Annotated in this window: 15 protein-coding genes; 4 read left to right on the top strand and 11 right to left on the bottom strand. The window is 63.2% G+C overall.

What is annotated here, in order from left to right; all coding sequences use genetic code 11:
* Positions 1-2: 2 nt before the first annotated feature.
* Together FLO80_RS19440 and FLO80_RS19435 are read right to left on the bottom strand one after the other, a co-directional pair.
* A complete protein-coding gene (locus FLO80_RS19440) occupies positions 3-2,870 on the bottom strand; it encodes a helicase-related protein (RefSeq protein ID WP_111367545.1) in 2,868 nt (955 codons plus the stop codon).
* A gap of 18 nt (positions 2,871-2,888) precedes the next feature.
* Complete coding sequence (locus FLO80_RS19435) at positions 2,889-3,452, bottom strand: tetratricopeptide repeat protein (RefSeq protein WP_111367543.1); 564 nt, start codon at positions 3,450-3,452, stop codon at positions 2,889-2,891.
* 70 nt (positions 3,453-3,522) lie between these two features.
* On the opposite strand from FLO80_RS19435, the gene FLO80_RS19430 reads away from it, so the two are divergent.
* Positions 3,523-3,813, top strand: a complete 291-nt coding sequence (locus FLO80_RS19430) for an SCP2 sterol-binding domain-containing protein (RefSeq protein ID WP_111367812.1) — start codon at positions 3,523-3,525, stop codon at positions 3,811-3,813.
* A gap of 3 nt (positions 3,814-3,816) precedes the next feature.
* Entirely contained in the window at positions 3,817-4,791 is a 975-nt protein-coding gene (locus FLO80_RS19425; RefSeq protein ID WP_111367541.1) for an alpha/beta fold hydrolase, read from the top strand.
* On the opposite strand, the gene FLO80_RS19420 is transcribed toward FLO80_RS19425, so the two are convergent.
* Entirely contained in the window at positions 4,792-5,622 is an 831-nt protein-coding gene (locus FLO80_RS19420) for a fumarylacetoacetate hydrolase family protein (RefSeq protein ID WP_111367539.1), read from the bottom strand.
* Positions 5,623-5,759: 137 nt separating this feature from the next.
* Here FLO80_RS19420 and FLO80_RS19415 point away from each other — a divergent pair, with 137 nt between their 5' ends.
* Positions 5,760-7,577 carry a M3 family oligoendopeptidase gene (locus FLO80_RS19415; protein ID WP_111367810.1) on the top strand — a complete coding sequence of 606 codons (1,818 nt, stop codon included), beginning with the start codon at positions 5,760-5,762 and terminating at the stop codon, positions 7,575-7,577.
* 58 nt (positions 7,578-7,635) lie between these two features.
* On the opposite strand, the gene FLO80_RS19410 is transcribed toward FLO80_RS19415, so the two are convergent.
* The 8 genes from FLO80_RS19410 to FLO80_RS19375 form a co-directional block, all read right to left on the bottom strand.
* The gene (locus FLO80_RS19410) at positions 7,636-8,709 is read right to left on the bottom strand and encodes a betaine/proline/choline family ABC transporter ATP-binding protein (RefSeq protein WP_111367808.1); all 1,074 of its coding nucleotides are present in this window, start codon (positions 8,707-8,709) and stop codon (positions 7,636-7,638) included.
* 14 nt (positions 8,710-8,723) lie between these two features.
* Entirely contained in the window at positions 8,724-9,767 is a 1,044-nt protein-coding gene (locus FLO80_RS19405; RefSeq protein WP_111367537.1) for an ABC transporter permease, read from the bottom strand.
* Positions 9,768-9,863: 96 nt separating this feature from the next.
* Complete coding sequence (locus FLO80_RS19400) at positions 9,864-10,826, bottom strand: ABC transporter substrate-binding protein (RefSeq protein ID WP_111367535.1); 963 nt, start codon at positions 10,824-10,826, stop codon at positions 9,864-9,866.
* A 52-nt stretch (positions 10,827-10,878) separates the two neighbouring features.
* Complete coding sequence (locus tag FLO80_RS19395; protein WP_111367533.1) at positions 10,879-11,523, bottom strand: DUF3726 domain-containing protein; 645 nt, start codon at positions 11,521-11,523, stop codon at positions 10,879-10,881.
* Positions 11,520-13,172 carry a hypothetical protein gene (locus FLO80_RS19390; protein ID WP_111367531.1) on the bottom strand — a complete coding sequence of 551 codons (1,653 nt, stop codon included), beginning with the start codon at positions 13,170-13,172 and terminating at the stop codon, positions 11,520-11,522. The genes FLO80_RS19395 and FLO80_RS19390 overlap by 4 nt, the downstream gene beginning before the upstream one ends.
* Positions 13,173-13,192: 20 nt before the next feature.
* The gene (locus tag FLO80_RS19385; protein ID WP_111367529.1) at positions 13,193-14,197 is read right to left on the bottom strand and encodes a membrane dipeptidase; all 1,005 of its coding nucleotides are present in this window, start codon (positions 14,195-14,197) and stop codon (positions 13,193-13,195) included.
* A complete protein-coding gene (locus FLO80_RS19380; RefSeq protein ID WP_111367527.1) occupies positions 14,194-15,645 on the bottom strand; it encodes an aldehyde dehydrogenase family protein in 1,452 nt (483 codons plus the stop codon). The genes FLO80_RS19385 and FLO80_RS19380 overlap by 4 nt, the downstream gene beginning before the upstream one ends.
* Before the next feature lie 18 nt (positions 15,646-15,663).
* Positions 15,664-16,665 (bottom strand): Ldh family oxidoreductase, encoded by a 1,002-nt coding sequence (locus tag FLO80_RS19375; RefSeq protein WP_111367525.1) that lies wholly within the window; start codon positions 16,663-16,665, stop codon positions 15,664-15,666.
* A gap of 94 nt (positions 16,666-16,759) precedes the next feature.
* Here FLO80_RS19375 and FLO80_RS19370 point away from each other — a divergent pair, with 94 nt between their 5' ends.
* A complete protein-coding gene (locus FLO80_RS19370) occupies positions 16,760-17,689 on the top strand; it encodes a LysR family transcriptional regulator (protein ID WP_111367523.1) in 930 nt (309 codons plus the stop codon).
* Positions 17,690-17,769 lie beyond the last annotated feature (80 nt).

Raw genomic sequence — 17,769 nt, 5'->3', positions numbered from 1 at the left:
GCTCAGCTCTTGTCCTTCAGCCCCATGAGCGCGGCGGCAAAGGGGTTGTCGGGGTCGATGCGATCTTTCTTCTTCTCGGGCCGGGCCTCGAAACGGCGCGCACCCTGCTGCGGTTTCGGGCCCTTCTTGCCCTTGTTGTCCTTGGGTTTGCCCTTGGACGCGTCCCCACGCGGGCCACCCTTGGCCCCATCCTTGCGGGCATCGCGGCGCGGCGCCTTTTGCGTCTCCTGGTGACCACCCGCCTTGCGACCGCCCCATGTGAAGGTAAAGAACACCTCCATCTCCGGCGCGTCGTCGGCATCCGGCCCGGTAAGGGCGCCTGTCGCCTCGGGCGTTTCGCTCACGGCAGGCGCCGGCTCGGCATCCGCAGGCGGCGTTTCAACGGGCGGCGTTTCAACCGGCGTGGCTTCGGTGGGCGGCGTTTCTGTCGATGCGGTGGCATCGCTTGCGTCCGGCTGCGCCACAGCCACCTCACCGGCCTCCGCGACCGGCTTCACCTTCACGCGCTCACCACGCTCAGCCTTGTAGCCCAAGCCCTGCATGAGGTCCGTGAATTGCTCCAGCGTCATGCCCGTGATCGACAACATGTCCGGGTTGGCCTCGAACCCCGCACGACTGTTCTGCGCACGCAGCATGTCGGCCAGCCGTTCGAGCATGTCGATGCGGATCGCCCGTTCACCGGCAGTGTGATAGCCGCACATCGCGTCCACCCCCGGGATGGCATCACGCGGCGCGGGCACGGTCACAAGGCCCGGCGGTGGCGCCTCGGGGAAAGTATCGATCCCGCGGGCCAGCGACCACAGCACAAGGCGCAACCGCGTCGGCGCGGGCTTGAGCAGAAGCGGCATGAAAATGGTGAACTGCCCGAACCGCACCCCGTGCTTGCGCAGGCTGCCACGGGCGTCCTGGTCCAGCGCCCTTACATCCTCGGCCACCTCGGCGCGCGGGACGATCCCGAACCCCTCGACCAGCCGAAAAGCAAAGCCCCGCGCCAGACCGCTCAGAGTCTCGTCACGGCTCATCGCCAGAAGCGGCTCGAACTGCGTGGCGATCTTCCGGTCGATGAAATGCTGCAACCGGCGCGTGACCTTCTGGACCACCTCTTCGCCCGCCTCTTCATCAACAAATGCCTTGACCTGCGGCTTGAGCGGCTCGGACCCGGCGACAAGCTTGCCCACCGCCTCGCTACCCCACATCAGCCCGCCCTGCTCTGTGAAATCGATCTCGGTATCGGGCGCGTTATAGAAACGGTCGGCACGCAGGTGGAAATGCGGCACAAGCGCCTTTTCCGCGGCCTGCCGCAGGGTCTTGGCCTCCTGTCCGCTCGCCGATTTGTCCAACACGAACCGGAACCCCTCAAGACGGCCGGCGAACTCGCCCTCGACCGTCACCTCGCCCTTGTCATTCACCTCGGCCAACATGGCCTCCTTCTGCTTGAGTCGGCGCAACAGCACGCTGGTGCGCCGATCCACGAATCTCTGCGTCAGCGCGCCATGGAGCGCATCCGACAAGCGATCTTCTACCGCGCGGGTCGCGCCGCGCCAATGGTCTTCGTCACGCAGCCACCCGCGCCGCTGTGCGACATAGGTCCATGTTCGAATAAAGGCCAGACGTTTCGACAATGTGTCAATACCGCCATCGGTCCGGTCGATTCGCTTGACCTGCCGCGCGATCCAGTCCTCGGGAACCGCCCCGTGCTCGTGCAGGAAGCCAAAGATCGCCTGCAACAACCCGGCGTGCTCGGCATGGCTGATACCGCGGAAATCAGGGATGCGGCACACATCCCACAAGAGCCGCACCGAGCGGCCATCGCTGGCCCGTGCCCGCGTCTCGACCTCGTCAGAGAGCGCCCTGAGCGCCACCAGATCGTCGGCATCGCGCGCGCGCGCCAGCAATTCATCCTCAGGCTTGGCTTCAAGCGAATGGATCAACGCGTCGACCGTCCCGAACTGCAACGCCGCGTTGCGCCATTGCAGCTTGCGCACCGGGGTAAAGCTGTGGCCCATGATGGCCTCGGCCACCTCGTCAGCCAGCGGTGGTGCCTCGCCGGTCACGCCGAAGGTACCATCGCTCATCCCGCGCCCCGCCCGTCCGGCAATCTGGGCCAACTCGTTGGGCGCCAGCGGCCGCATCCGTCGCCCGTCGAACTTGGTGAGTGCCGAAAAGGCGACATGGTTGATATCGAGGTTGAGCCCCATCCCGATCGCATCCGTCGCCACCAGGAAATCCACGTCGCCGTTCTGATAGAGCTCCACCTGCGCGTTACGGGTGCGCGGGGACAGCGCACCCATCACCACCGCCGCCCCGCCCCTTTGCCGGCGGATCAACTCGGCGATGGCATAGACGTTCTCGACCGAGAATCCGACAATGGCGCTGCGCGGCTGCATCCGGCTGATCTTCTTCGGCCCGCTATAAACAAGCTGGCTCATCCGCTCGCGGGCAACGAACTCGACCCCCGGCACCAACGCCCGGATCGGCCCGCGCATCGTGTCCGACCCCATGAAAATCGTCTCGTGCTGGCCACGGGCCCGCAACAGGCGGTCGGTGAACACGTGGCCGCGCTCGGGGTCGGCACAAAGCTGGATCTCGTCCACCGCCACGAAATCCGTGCCCATCCCCTCGGGCATCGCCTCGACCGTGCAGACCCAGTATTGCGCGCGATCCGGCACGATCCGTTCTTCACCCGTGACCAGCGCCACCACCGACGGCCCGCGTGCCTTGACGATCCGGTCATAGACCTCGCGCGCCAAAAGCCGCAGCGGCAAGCCGATGATGCCCGAGCGATAGCCCAGCATCCGCTCGATCGCGTAATGCGTTTTGCCGGTATTCGTGGGGCCAAGGACCGCCACGATCCGTCCGTCTCGGCTCATGGGAAACTCGTCTCCGGTTCAGAGCTCGACGCCGTTCACCCCACGGTCGAGCCGCTTGATCGCTTCTGCCGCCCGTTCATGGTGCGGATGCAGCCGGAGCACAAGCCCGAATGCGTCATAGGCCGGGCCGGGCCGATCCAGCTGTTCGAGGATCACCCCCAGCCCGAAAATCGCCTCGTATTGTCTCGGGTCAAGCGTCAGCACGCGTTCCAGATCGGCCAGTGCGAGGCCGTGGCGCCCTTGCGCGAAAAACGCCTTGGCCCGGCCATGCCACCCTTCGGCATAATCCGGCGCATGGTCGATCAACGCGCCGAAATGCTCGATCGCCGCGTCGAAGTCCTCTCGCTCCAGCGCCGTGCGCCCGCGCTTGTGCAAAAGGTCCATCGCGGGCGAGCCGGATTTGCGCCATTCCATACGGATTTCACGCTCGATCTGTGCCGCATCCCGCGAATCAGCGGCCCCCTCCAGCCGGTCGAACAACTCGTCCAGCCGGTCGCCTTCAGCGGCCAAAGGCATGGAATACATGACTAGCCCGATGGCTGCCGCGACGATAGGTTTGAGATCGGGTCGAAACATGCTCATAGTGTGACCGAGTTTAACGCCGCTTGTGGAAAATGGCACCCCCGCATTCGAACTGAGAAAGGCAATGAAGATGAGCGATGTGATCACCCAGGCCGTCGAGGCCCTCAATGAAAAGATGGGCGGAGAGGGCTTCTCCGGCTCGGCCAAATTCGTGATCGAGGGCGAAGGATCTATCGTCGTCGATGGCGCTGGCGCGCGCGCGGCCGACGAAGACACCGACGTGACCCTGACCGCCGACGCCGATACGTTCAGCGCCATGCTCTCGGGCGAATTGAACCCCACCGCCGCCTTCATGTCCGGCAAGCTGTCGGTCGATGGCGATATGGGCATGGCCATGCAACTCGGGTCGGTTATCGGCTAAGCCATGGAGAGCGCACCGTTTTTCGAAGACATCGCCGACGGGCCCAAGGGCGGGACCGCGTGGTGGCTCACAACGGATGACGGTCTGCGCATTCGCATCGGTGCATGGGGGCACGGGTCGGAGGACGGGGCGAAACACGGCACCATCCTGCTCTTTCCCGGCCGTACCGAGTATATCGAGAAATACGGCCGCGCGGCGCGGGATCTGTTGTCGCGCGGCTATGCAACCCTCGCCATCGATTGGCGCGGGCAGGGCCTTGCCGATCGCATGGTCGACGACCCAGTCACCGGCCATGTCCACCGGTTTTCCGACTATCAAAAGGACGTGAAGGCGATGGTGGCCGCCGCCGAATCCCTCGGCCTGCCCCGGCCATTCTTCCTCTTGGCCCATTCCATGGGCGGCTGCATCGGGCTGCGGGCGCTGCACGAGGGCCTGCCCGTCACTGCTGCCGCCTTTTCCGCACCGATGTGGGGGATCGCCATGGCACCGACCACCCGCCCCGCGGCATGGGCGCTGGCATGGGGGGGCAAGATGTTCGGGTTCGGCCATCTCAATGCGCCCGGCACCGGCGGCGACTCTTACGTGATGATCGCCCCGTTCGAAGACAACCTGCTCACCACCGACCCCGATATGTTCGCCTACATGCAGGACCAGGGCCGCGCCCATCCCGAACTGCTGCTCGGCGGGCCGTCGCTGCGCTGGCTGCACGAGGCGCTCAGCGAATGCCGCGCACTCGGTCGTCTGCGGTCACCGCATCATCCAACCATCACGTTTCTGGGCAGCAACGAACGCATCGTCGAACCCGACCGGGTGACCGCACGCATGGCACGCTGGCCAAACGGCGAGCTTGAGATGATCGAAGGCGGCGAGCACGAAGTTCTGATGGAAGGCCCCGCTACCCGCGCCCGGATATTCGACCGGATGTGCCGCTTCTTCGCCGACCACGCCAACGGCACGCCCCATGCCATCGGGGCCTGATCATCCGTCGCGCCCGACCTCCTGGCGCTGCACACCCAGCCCCTCGATACCAAGTTCCATCACGTCGCCCTCTTTCAGGAACCGTGGCGGCTTCATCCCCATGCCCACGCCCGGCGGCGTGCCGGTGGCGATCACGTCGCCGGGGTTGAGGCTCATCAGCGCGCTTAGATGCGAAATGATCTGCGCCACGCTAAAGATCATCTTCGACGTGTTGCCGGTCTGTACCCGCTCGCCATTGAGATCGAGCCACAGGTCTAGCCCTTGCGGGTCGTCCACCTCGTCCGGCGTGACCAGCCAAGGACCGACGGGGCCAAACGTGTCGCAACTCTTGCCCTTGGTCCATTGGCCTGACATCTCGGTCTGGAATGCCCGCTCGCTCACGTCATTGACGATGGTGTATCCCGCCACGTGATCCAGCGCCTCGGTCTCGCTGACATACTTGGCCTTCTTGCCGATCACCACGCCCAGTTCGACCTCCCAATCGCCCTTTTTCGATCCGCGCGGCAACAGCACCGTATCGTTCGGCCCGCATATCGCCGAATTGGCCTTCATAAAGACAATAGGCATCGCCGGCGGCTCCATACCCGCCTCTGCGGCATGGTCGGAATAATTCAACCCGATGCAGATCAGCTTGCCGATCGCGCCCACCGACGGCCCGAGGCGCGGGTTGCCCTGCACCAGCGGCAGGTTCTCGGGATCCACAACCGGCAGATCGGTCAAAACATCGCCCGTGATGTCGCCGACCACGCCCGCCAACTCGCGCAGCCGACCGTCTTTGTCCAGAATCCCGGGCTTTTCCTGCCCCACGTCGCCAAACCGCACATATTTCATGTCTCGCTCCCTCAATGATCTTCCATGACCTGTGCGCACCTTACGGCCTGCGAGGCGATTGGCAAGCGATCCGCCCTTGAGACCGCACCGCGCCCGGCCTATGTCTGGCCGGATCCATGATGCACAGAGGTTTTCCCATGTTCCAACTGCCCTTTCCCGTCCGCGATTCCAATGCCACAAACGGGAACAAGGATCTCGGCGACCTGCCGGAATGGGATCTCTCCGACCTCTACACCGCCCCTGACGCGCCCGAGCTTGCAACCGATCTCGACTGGCTCGAAACGGAATGCGCGAGCTTCGCCGCCGATTACGAGGGTCGGCTCGCAGGCCTCGACGCGGCCGAACTTCTGACCTGTGTGCAGCGCAACGAGGCGATCAACACCCGCGCCGGGCGCATCATGTCCTATGCCGGGCTGCGCTACTACCAACAGACCACCGACGCCGACCGCGCCAAGTTCCTTTCCGACCTTCAGGAAAAGATCACCAATTTCACCACGCCCTTGGTGTTCTTCACGCTCGAGCTCAACCGTGTCGAAGATGACAGGCTGGCCGCGCATTTCTCCGCCAACGCCGATCTGGCGCGCTACAAACCCGTTTTCGACCGCATCCGCGCGATGAAGCCCTATCAACTCTCCGACGAGCTCGAAAAATTCCTCCACGACCTCGGCGTCGTCGGCGATGCCTGGGAAAAGCTCTTTGACGAAACCATCGCCGGGCTGGAATTCAACGTCGACGGCGACGAGTTGGGCATCGAGGGCACGCTCAACCTGCTCACCGATCCAGACCGCGCCAAGCGCGAGGCCGCCGCGCGCGAACTGGCCCGCGTCTTCGACGAGAACGTGAAAACCTTCGCCCGCGTCCACAACACCCAGACCAAGGAGAAAGAGGTCATCGACCGCTGGCGCGACATGCCGAGCGCACAAACCGGGCGGCACCTCTCCAACGATGTTGAACCCGAGGTGGTCGAGGCCCTGCGCAACGCCGTCACCGCCGCCTACCCCAAACTCTCGCACCGCTATTACGAACTAAAGCGCAAATGGCTCGGGCTCGACCGGATGCAGGTGTGGGACCGCAACGCGCCCCTGCCACTCGAAGAGCCGCGCACCATCGCGTGGGACGACGCCCGCGAGATGGTGATGACCGCCTATGAAGGGTTCGATCCGCGCATGGCCGAGATCGCGACCCCCTTCTTCGACCGCGGCTGGATCGACGCGGGCGTGAAACCCGGCAAAGCCCCGGGCGCCTTTGCCCACCCCACCGTGACCGAGGTGCACCCCTATGTCATGCTCAACTACCTCGGAAAACCGCGCGACGTGATGACCCTCGCGCATGAGCTGGGCCACGGCGTGCATCAGGTTCTGGCCGCCGATCAGGGCGAAATGCTTAGCCATACGCCTCTGACCCTCGCCGAAACCGCCAGCGTCTTCGGTGAAATGCTCACCTTCCGCCGGATGCTCGACAACGCCACATCCCAAAGCCAGCGCAAGGTGCTGCTCGCGGGCAAGGTCGAGGACATGATCAACACCGTCATCCGCCAGATCGCGTTTTACGATTTCGAATGCAAACTGCATGACGCAAGGCGCGGCGGCGAACTCACTCCCGAAGACATCGGCGCGCTATGGATGAGCGTCCAGGGCGAAAGCCTTGGCCCGGCCTTCGATTTCATGGACGGCTACGAAAATTTCTGGTGCTACATCCCGCATTTCATCCACTCGCCCTTCTATGTCTATGCCTATGCCTTCGGCGACGGGCTCGTAAACGCGCTTTACGCGGTCTACGAGGAAAACCCCGACGGCTTCCAGGACAAATATTTCGACATGCTCCGCGCCGGTGGCTCGAAACACCACAAGGAGCTCCTCGCCCCCTTCGGCCTCGACGCCAGCGATCCGAAATTCTGGGACAAGGGGCTCGGCATGATTTCCGGGCTCATCGACGAGCTGGAAGCGATGGAGTGACGCCCGGCGCGAAGGGCGCCACTACCCTTGCGCTACAACAGCTTCGGTCATGAACTGTTCAGGCGGAGCCTGCGGGAGACGATTTTCGCATGCCATCCCGCGATGCTTCCGTCGGCACCAGCGCGCGGACCAGTTTCTGCATGTTCAGGTAACCGGCCTGTTCCCCATTGCGCAGGACTTTGTAGCTTAATGCAGTATCCCCGCCCGACAGGGCGATAACGGATTCCAGCGTTGCATCGGCATCAACCTCACCCGCAACAGCGGGCGGGTCATCCGGGGACGTATCCATGACGGAACGTACCCGAAGCACGCGGGCGCGATTGATGTCACTGATGAAGTCCACGATGTAGGGATCATTCGGATTCAGCAGGATTTCCTGCGGTTCGCCCTGTTGGACGATCATCCCGTCCTTGAGGATCACAAGGTGATCGGCAAGTTTCAGCGCCTCGTCCAGATCGTGGCTGATGAAGACCACGGTTTTCTGCAACTCCTCCTGCAATTCGAGCAACAGATCCTGCATGTCAGTGCGGATGAGCGGATCGAGCGCCGAAAATGCCTCGTCCATCAGCATGACCGGCGAGTCGGAGGCCAGCGCACGGGCGATGCCGACGCGTTGCTGCATCCCGCCCGAGAGTTGATGCGGATATTGCCCTTCCTGCCCGTCGAGGCCCACGCGTTTGAGCCATTTGATCGCGTCATCCTGGTAGTCTTCCCTGCTCTCGCCGCGCACGGCGCGGGCCATGCCGGTGTTTTCCAGCACGGTCTTGTGCGGAAGCAGTGCGAAATGCTGAAACACCATCGACATCTCGTGGCGCCGCAGCCGCCGCATGTTCTTTTCGTCATAGGCCAGCACATCCTCGCCATCGAGCAGGATCTCGCCTGCCGTGGGCTCGATCAGCCGGTTGAGGTGACGGATCAGCGTCGATTTGCCCGACCCCGACAGCCCCATGATGACGGTGATCCCGCCGCTTTGAATATCGACGTTGATATCCTGCAAGCCCAGCACATGGCAGTGCTTTTCCCACAGCTCGGGCTTGCCCATGCCCGCGCGCACATGTTCAAGCGCGCGCATGGGATTGGGGCCGAAAATCTTGTAGAGATTGCGGATCGAAAGCTTGACGTCTTTTTCCATCGGTGCGGCCCCGTTCATGAGTTTCTCTGCGCCGCACTCGCGGCATTGACGCGCGCGAGCGCCGCCTTGGTCACCCGGTCGAGGATCACCGCCAGAAGCACAATGCCGAGACCCGCAATGAGGCCAACACCCAGCTCGAGGTTGCGGATACCGCGCAGGACCAGAACGCCCAGCCCCGGTGCCGACACGAGCGAGGCGATCACCACCATCGCAAGGCTCATCATGATGGTCTGGTTCACACCCGCCATGATATTGGGCAGCGCCAGCGGGATTTGCACGCCGTAGAGCTTTTGCCGGTCGGTCATGCCAAAGGCGTCGGCGGCCTCGATCACCTCCTTGTCCACCAGTCGGATACCCAGATCGGTCAGTCGGATCACCGGCACGATGGCGTAGAGGATAATGGCGATACCGTAGAGCTTTGGCTCGGTCACGGAGAACAGGAAGATCAGCGGAATGAGATAAACAAAGGGCGGCAGCGTCTGGAGCATGTCCAGAACCGGTATGGTCATGCGCTGCATCGTGTCGCTTCGGGACATGGCGATGCCTATGGGCACACCCAACAGCACGCATAAGAACGCACAGACAAAGATGATTGCCAGCGTCTGCATCGCGAAGTGGTAATGGTCGATGAAGGCAAGAAAGAGGATCGAGAAGGCCACGAAGCCGACGAGTTTCAGCGACTTCGACGCGAAATACACCAGCGCCAGCAAGAGCGGAATCATGATGAACCACGGCGTGTTCTGGAAGGCGTAAAGCGCGCCTTCAAGAAACCAGCTTAGCGGCTGGGTTACGGGATCGAGCACAATCTTGAGCGTGTCCTTGATGTCGAGAAAACTGGTTTCGACGCCCTTGGTCAGGTCGCGCGTACGGGCGATGGCCGGACAGGCCTTGTTGAGCGCGTCAAGCGAGGGAAATGGCAGATCCCAGGCCGAGGTCGTCGGCCCGCCCCCCGTTCTTTGAGCCAGCAGATCGGCCATGCTCATCGGGCCAGTGGTCGCGTCTTTGTCGCACCAGTCCCGCAGGCCGAGCCCGTTGAAAATGAAATCATATGTCGCCATTGTTCGGCTCTCCCTGCGCAGGCCCTTGACGGACCTTGTCTTGTTTATTGGGCAAACGGGGCCGCGCGCGTGGCGCGGCCCCGCCAATGGCAGGTTTTACTGGATGATCTCGCCGAGCTTTTCAGCCGCAGCATCGTTCACCCAACCCTCCCAGGTGTCCTTGTTCTGGGTCAGGAAATAGACTGCGGCCTCTTCGGCGGAAGCACTGTTGTCGGCTTGCCATGCCAAGAGGTTGCTCAACTCCTGCGTCCCGAACGAGATGTTGCTCACCAGTTCGAAGATATCCGGATTACGCTCGGCGAAATCGGCGGTCACCACGGTCAGCACCGGCGCGGCAGGATAGGACGAGATGCCCGGGTTCTCGCAATCCTGGGTCTGGTTGCAGGCATGAATGTCCGGGTCATGCGGCCCCATATCCACCGCGACCATGTTGTAGCGGCCGAGGATGGCCGTCGGACCCCAGTAGTAGCCGAACCACGGTTCCTCGTTCTCATAGGCCGAGGCCATCGAGGCGGGAAGCGTGTCGCCCGATCCATGGTTGAACACCTCGATCCCGTGGCCTTCGAAGTCGAACGCCTTCACGAGGTTGTCATTGGCGATCCGGCAACCCCAGCCGTCCGGGCAGTTGTGGAACCGTCCGCCCACCAGCTCGGGATTGGCGAGCACACCCTCGATTGTGGCCAGTTCGGGGTGTTCCTCGACAAGGTAGTCAGGCACCCACCAGTTCTCGCTGCCACCTTCCGAGAAGACATCAGTGGCCTTGAGCACCTTGCCCTCTTCATTGAGCTTGAAATAGGCCGGGGCCGAGTTGACCCAGAGCTCGGGCACGATGTCGGGCTCGTTGTTTTCGGCCAGCGAGGTGATCGCCGTGGTTGTCGCCGAGGGTACGACCGTCACGTCGCAGCCATAACCTTGCTCCATGAGGAACTCGGTGATCCGGGTGATGATCTGCCCCGAGGCCCAGTTCATCTCGGCGACCGAGACCTCGCCGCAATCGGCAAGTGCAACGGTCGGCAGCGCAAGCCCTGCAAAGGCTGTTGCGATAAATGTTCTCTTCATTGGTCAGTCTCCCTTTCAAGTGGATGGGTTCGTGGTTTCATGGCTGCGCGGGTCAGTCATTGTCGCTGCCTCGTGCGCCTGCCCCGGCCAAGGACTCCGCCGAAGATGGTACAGTGATGCATAGCATCAGGGCGGTAAGAGTGGCGTATTGGCCGGAATCGATCGTCCCGGAATGCGCCCGGGGCCAACACGACCTTGCAGTTTCAGTCGCCCTATGCGGCCCAAGTCGCACAGTCAAAGGGCCAGTCGCGTTGATGTCACCCGTCAGTGCCGGGGCCTCACCCGGCACAAGGATCGCAGTTGCGCCGTCCGAGGTCAACCGTAGGGTCTGCCCGGACCGGGCAGCGGTACGCGCGGCAAAGGGCAACAGAAACCCCGGGTGATGCAGGTCAGGAAGCATTTGTTCGCAATGGCTTGCGCTCTCGGGCAGGTCCGAGAAATCCGTGATCGCCATCCCCGCGCGCAACGGGCAATGCGGCGAGTTGATGGGGATGGACAGAACCCCGATCAGCGCAGTTGCCCAATCCAGCCCGGCCCGGGCCAGCCAGCACGCGGCCTCGGCGCCCTCTTCCGCTTCGCCCCATGACCGGCCCGCGCCGCGAATGGCCCGCAAGGACAGCGCTCCGATCTCGGACAGCGACAGATGCAACGCCGGTGCCGTTCGGGCATGCCCCATTGCGGATACATCATGCATCATGCGCACCCTCCACCCATGTTATCAGGATAGGGCGCGCCCTGAAACAGGCTGATCCGCACCCAGCGATCCGAGCGCGGATCAAACCGCGTCGCGCCGAAAAACGCCAGTTTGCAACGCAGGAGATCAATCGGCAGCATGTCGGCCGCGATCAGGTTCTCACGGATTTCGGCGAACGGGTGGCGCGCGGTGATCTGGGCACGGCGCAAGGCCGGGCGATGCTCCGGCTGGGCCAAAAGCAGATGCGCGACAGCCATGTCGTCCGGCTGCCCCTCGAGCGCGCGCCCAAGCGCCGCGGCCTGCCGCCCGGTGTCGAGCGGCAATTCGCGCTCGGCGCCCGGTTCGTCAAAGCGTTCGCCCAGCCGCGGTTCAAGCTTGTCCTCGGAGATATACCAGAACCGGGCGCAATGTTCGCGTGCCGTGTAATCAACATCCAGCGCCCATCCATAATGCGCTTGCAGGATAGCGCGCAGGTCGGCGACACGCATGGCACCATCAATCGGGAAATGCACGCCCTCATCGGCGTCCATGCAATCGCCCAGACCGTCGATCAGCGCGCCATGCGGCTCCAGCATCGCGGCGAGCAGCGCCTCTTGCCCTTCCAGCGGCAGGTTGTCCTGCCCCCAGCGCCAAAGCGCGTTCCAAGGGTGCGGCCCGCTTAGATCCCAACCCTGCGCCACATGTACCATGATCTGATCAAGACTGCTGCGAAGTTCGGTCAGTTTCGTTTGCTGGATCGGATGTGCGCTGGCCCAGAGGCGCGCATTCTCCTGCGCATCCCGCAGGGCGTTCTGCAACCCTGTCCGTTCTACATCGCCCACGGTATCCTGCGCCCGCACCCGCGCCAACGCCTCTTCCCGCGCCAGCATCCAGTTGTTCAAGAGCACCGGATGGCGGATCAGGAACGGTGCCATGCCAAGGCCGGTGGAATTGCCCACGCCCAGCCCGCGCTTGAGGTCGGGCGCCAGCCGCACAGCCCGTTCGCCACCGCGTGCCCGCGCCAGATGCTCGACCAGATCGACGGTGAAGGCGCGAGTCAGCCAGACCGACAGCATCTCGGCCTGAAACGGCGCGCGCATCTCGGGGCGGTCGACAACCTCCGCGCGGTCTGCCGCACCGAACTTTCCCGATCCATAAACGGCGGTGGTCCGCATGAGATAGCCGGTTTCCAGCAGCATCGCCGCATCAGGCTGCATACCCGATGCCAACCGGTCCACGACGTGGTCGAATAGCCGCACCGAACGATTGGCCCGGCTCAGGCTCAATTCGCTTGAAGAGATGCGGCCCGCCTCTTGCAGCGGCACATTGGCGGCAAGGCGCTCGAGATCGTCAGCGTCGGGCGTGCCGTCATAGAGCGCGAAAGTCGCATCCCAGGCGGTGGCGATCACCCGATCCGAGCGTGCCTCGGGCGGCAGGTCATGCGCAAAGGCGACAAGGCTGTAGGTGCGCACAGGCCCGATGGCGCGGTAAACCGCCCGCCCCACGCCCTGCGCGTCGATATCCCAAACCGGCCGGTCGAAACGCCAGCCTTCGGTTCGCATCCGCCGCAAGAGCTGACGCAGAAAGGAAAGGCGCGTGGGATGGCTGCACCCCATGCGGGCCAGGCGCATCACCTCATCCGGGTCACGCCGGAAACGCGCGGCACCGAGCATGGGGTTCTGCCCTGCGCAGCTCACTGCGCGGCCTCCCGTCGAAGGGGTTGCGCAGGCCCAAAGCTATCGGCAAAGAAGCGCGCCCAGTTGCCACCCATGATCGCGGCCACCTCCGTAGGGGAAAGCCCCACCTCGCGCAGGCCCGCCTCGATACGTCCGAAATCGCGGTTGTCGTGGAACCATTCGGGCATGGGCGGAAACCCGGGGTTGTCGGCGCTGCCTTCACCATAATCGCGCGCCTTGGTCCAACGGCCCGTGCGCATCCAGTCGACAACGCTGTCAGGCTGGTCCTGGCACAGGTCGGTTCCGATGCCGATATGCTCAACCCCCATCAGATCGGCGGTGCGGGCGACCATTTCGCAGAATTCAACCAGGGTGCAATCGCCGCCCCCACGCAGGTGGTGCGGGTAGGCCGAAAAGCCCAGCATCCCGCCGCTTTCGGCCAGCGCGGCCAAAACCCGTTCGGATTTGTTGCGCAACGCCGGGTGCCAGCTTGCCGGGTTGGCATGGGTGATGGCAATGGGGCGCGTGGACTGGGCAATCGCGTCGAGTGTCGAGCGTTCGCCCGAATGACTCATATCCACCACCAGCCCCACGCGGTTCATCTCGGCCACCACTTCGCGGCCCATGCGGGTCAGGCCGGTATCCTCGGACTCATAACAGCCAGAGGCGAGAAGCGATTGATTGTTATAGGTCAGTTGCATGAAGCGCAGGCCCAGCCGGTGCAACACCTCGACAAGACCGATATCATCCTCAATGCAGGACGGGTTCTGCGAGCCGAAAAAGATCGCGGTGCGCCCGGTCTGGCGGGCGAGATCTATGTCCTCGGCGGTAAAGCCCTGAAAGATCAGGTCGGGGAAGCGTTCGAACCAGCGATTCCAGCCTTCGATATTCAGCACCGTCTCGCGAAAAGTCTCGTGATAGGTGATGGTCACATGCACCGCATCGACACCGCCCGCGCGCATCTGGCGGAAAATCTTCTCCGACCAGTTGGCATATTGCAGCGCGTCGATGCGTGGGGTCATGCTGGAGCCCCCGAATGGATATAGGATGTCTTGACGATGGTATAGAATTCCTCGGCATAGCGGCCTTGTTCGCGCGGGCCATAGCTCGACGCGCCGCGCCCGCCGAAGGGTACGTGGTAATCCGTGCCCGCCGTGGGCAGGTTGACCATGACACAGCCCGCCCGCGCGTTACGGCGGAAATGCGTGGCGCGGGCCAGATCGCGGGTCATGATCCCCGCGGTCAGGCCAAATTCGGTGTCATTGGCGATATGCAACGCCTCGTCATAGCTGCCCGCCTTGATCACACAGGTGATGGGGGCGAACATCTCCTCACGGTTGATGCGCATATCGTTGCGCGTACCTGCAAAGACCGCAGGGGCCATGAAATGCCCCTCCGTCGCGCGCTCCAGCCGCGTGCCGCCACACAAGAGTTCTGCGCCCTCTTGCTTGCCGGTTTCGATATAGTCGAGATTGGCGGACAGTTGGTCCGCACTGACCACCGGGCCGATCTGCGTGCCCTCCTCCAGCGCGTGACCCACTTTCAACGCCTGCGCCGCTGCCACCAACCTTTCGACAAAGGCATCATGGATGCGCTCATGAACGACAAGGCGGCTGGCGGCCGTGCATTTCTGACCCGTCCCGCCAAAACCCGCGTTGACCGAATGGGCCACGGCCAGATCGAGGTCGCAATCCTCCATGATCACCATCGGGTTCTTGGAGCCCATCTCCATCTGCAACTTGGTCATGTTGGGAATGGCCGCCGCCGCAATGCCGCGCCCGACGGGGACCGAGCCGGTAAAGCTGATCGCATCCACCGCCGCACTTTCCGACAGTGCCTGCCCGATCGCGCGCCCCGGCCCCATGACCAGGTTGAACAGACCCCTGGGCAAGTCCTGTTTCGCAATGATCTGCGTTAGCGCCACGGCGCTGGCGGGTGTCTGGTTGGCGGGTTTCCAGATCACGGCATTGCCAAAGGCCAGCGCAGGCGCGATTTTCCACGCAGGCGTGGCCACGGGAAAATTCCATGGGCTGATGATCGCTACCACGCCCACTGGCTCGCGGCGCACGTCGATCTCGATATCCGGGCGCACGCTGTCGGCGGTCTGGCCCAGCTGCCGCAGGGCTTCCGCCGCGAAATAGGTAAAGAACTGGCCCGCGCGGTAAACCTCGCCCCTGCCTTCGGCCACTGGCTTGCCTTCCTCCCGCGCGACCAGGGTGCCGATCTCGTCGGCCCGCGCCATCAACTCGGTGCCAATGGCCATCAGCACGTCATGGCGCTTTTGCGGGCCGGTGGCGCCCCATTCGACCTGCGCGCGATGCGCTGCGGTCAATGCCTGATCCAGTTGCGCTTCATTGGCTTGCGCAAATGCACCGATCACGTCTGACAGGTCCGACGGGTTGCGATTTTCGATGGTGGCCGCGCCGTCCTGCCATTCGCCTGCGATGAAATTACGGGTTTCCAGTGCCATCTCGCTCCTTCTCGCCCCTCAGGCGGCCTTGATCCTGTCCATAAGCGTGGCGTCAACCGTGACGCCCCCGCGCTCGATCCGTGCGCGGTTGGCCGCACGGCGCGCACCGGGCAGACGCGCACCCTCCTGACTCGTGATCGCTTCCGTCAGCCGCGTCATCGCCGCGCCAAACCCGTCGTCTGAAAACGCAGCGGGATCGAAGCCGATAAAGAATTGCCCCGTGCCCGGTGGTCCGCCCTTGGGGCCCGAAAACGGGCTGGCCTCCATCCCCAGGTTGCCCCCGGACAGCGCGGCGGCAAAAATCTCGACCATCAGACCCATACCAAAGCCCTTCTGCCCGCCTACAGGCAGCATCGAGCCGGCCAGCGCGGCCTCGGCATCTTCGGTCGGGTGACCCGCTGCATCCAGCGCCCAGCCCGGCTCAATGGGTTCGCCCTTACGAGCGCGCAGAATGATCTCCGACTTGGCAATAGCGCTGGCGGACTGGTCGATCACCAGACGCGCACCGCCCGATCCGTCGGGCACCGCCAACGCAAAGGGGTTGGTGCCGATCACCGCCTTTGTGCCCCCGATCGGCGCCATCGAGGCGGGCGCATTGGTAAAACACAGCCCCACCAGCCCGGACTCGGCCAACCGTTCGGCGTGATGCCCCAAGACACCGCAATTGTAGGATCGGGACACCGCCATCGCCGCGACGCCCTGCTCGCGCACGGCCGCGTCAAACTCGGGCCAGCCGCTGTCAATCGCGGCATGGGCAAATCCATGCGCAGCATCGACATGGATCGCACCGGGGCGCGGGCGTGTGACCGTTGGTACGGCGGCCCCCAGAACCTTGCCGCAACGCAGATGCTCGGCGTAGATCGGAATGTACATCAACCCGTGGCTGCGTACACCGTCACGCTCGGCCAGGCGGGTCGATCGCGCGACCGAAGCCGCCTGTTGCCGTGATGCCCCCGCGCTCACCAGCGTCTCCGTTGCAAGCGCTTCAACCTGATCCAGCGTCAGTGTCAAATCTGTCATGCCATACCCCCAACTTACACCTTAGGAGGGATAGATTTTTCAGATCAATCGAATTAAAGTGTATTTTAATTCAATAATTCTGAAATAAATCGACATGCTCCGAACCCAATCCTTGCGTGTTTTCGTGACCGTCGCCGATTGCGGAAACATACGCGACGCCGCCAAAAGCCTTGGGCGAACGGTTTCCGCGATTTCGATGACTCTCAAGCAGTTGGAATCGCACCTCGGGGCGCCCTTGTTCGAAACCGATCGCAAGCATACCCTGACGGCGCTCGGCCATGAGGTGCGCAAGCTTGCCAACGACCTGCTGCGCGAACACGACCGCACCACCGAACGCATTGCTGCAATTGCCGCCGGGCGCGAAGGGGCGCTTCGGATCGCTGCCGTGCCATCGGTCGCGGCGCAACTTCTCCCACCGATCCTGACCGACATGCTGGTTGATCACCCTGGCATCCGGATCGAGCTTCTAGATACCGACAGCGCCAGTGTACATATGCTGGTCGAAACCGGCGAAGTCGAACTTGGCATCGGCGGAAAACCCGAACCCCGCGCAGGATTACAATTCGTTCCGCTGTTCAACGACCCGTTTCGCCTTGTCTGCAACAAGAACCACCCGCTTGCCCACGCAACTTCACCCCTGACACGTGCTGACTTGCAGGGGCATCGGTTGATCAGCAACAAATCGACAATTGGATTTCCCGACTTCAGAAATGGCAACCCCGACGTGGCATCCACCCTCAGCGCGCGCAATGTCATCTCGTTACTGGCATTGGTGCGCGCCGGCGCCGGCGCAACGATCTTGCCGGCCCTCGCAACACTGTCGATAAATGACGATCTGTGCTCGCTTGCACTGGACGATCCCACAGCGCTGCGGACAGTAGGGTTCATCTTGCGGCAAAACGGCAACCCAAGCCCGATCTGCGCCGCATTTCAGAACCGTTTCCTTGACCTGATCCAAAAGGCCGGAACTACACCTGCCACAGAGCCGGGCTTGCCGGTCATCTGGCCCGACAATCTTACCTAAATGCGCGTCGAAGCAACAAACTTATGAACGACCTGCGTTGACGTCCCCAGAGCAGGTCACATTTGATTGCTTCTGCATCC

It is taken from the genome of Aquicoccus porphyridii, assembly GCF_008369105.1.
In the GTDB taxonomy this organism is placed as follows: domain Bacteria; phylum Pseudomonadota; class Alphaproteobacteria; order Rhodobacterales; family Rhodobacteraceae; genus Aquicoccus; species Aquicoccus porphyridii.
The sequence above is the reverse complement of the archived record's forward strand: the minus strand, read 5'-3'. Positions and strand labels throughout refer to the sequence as shown.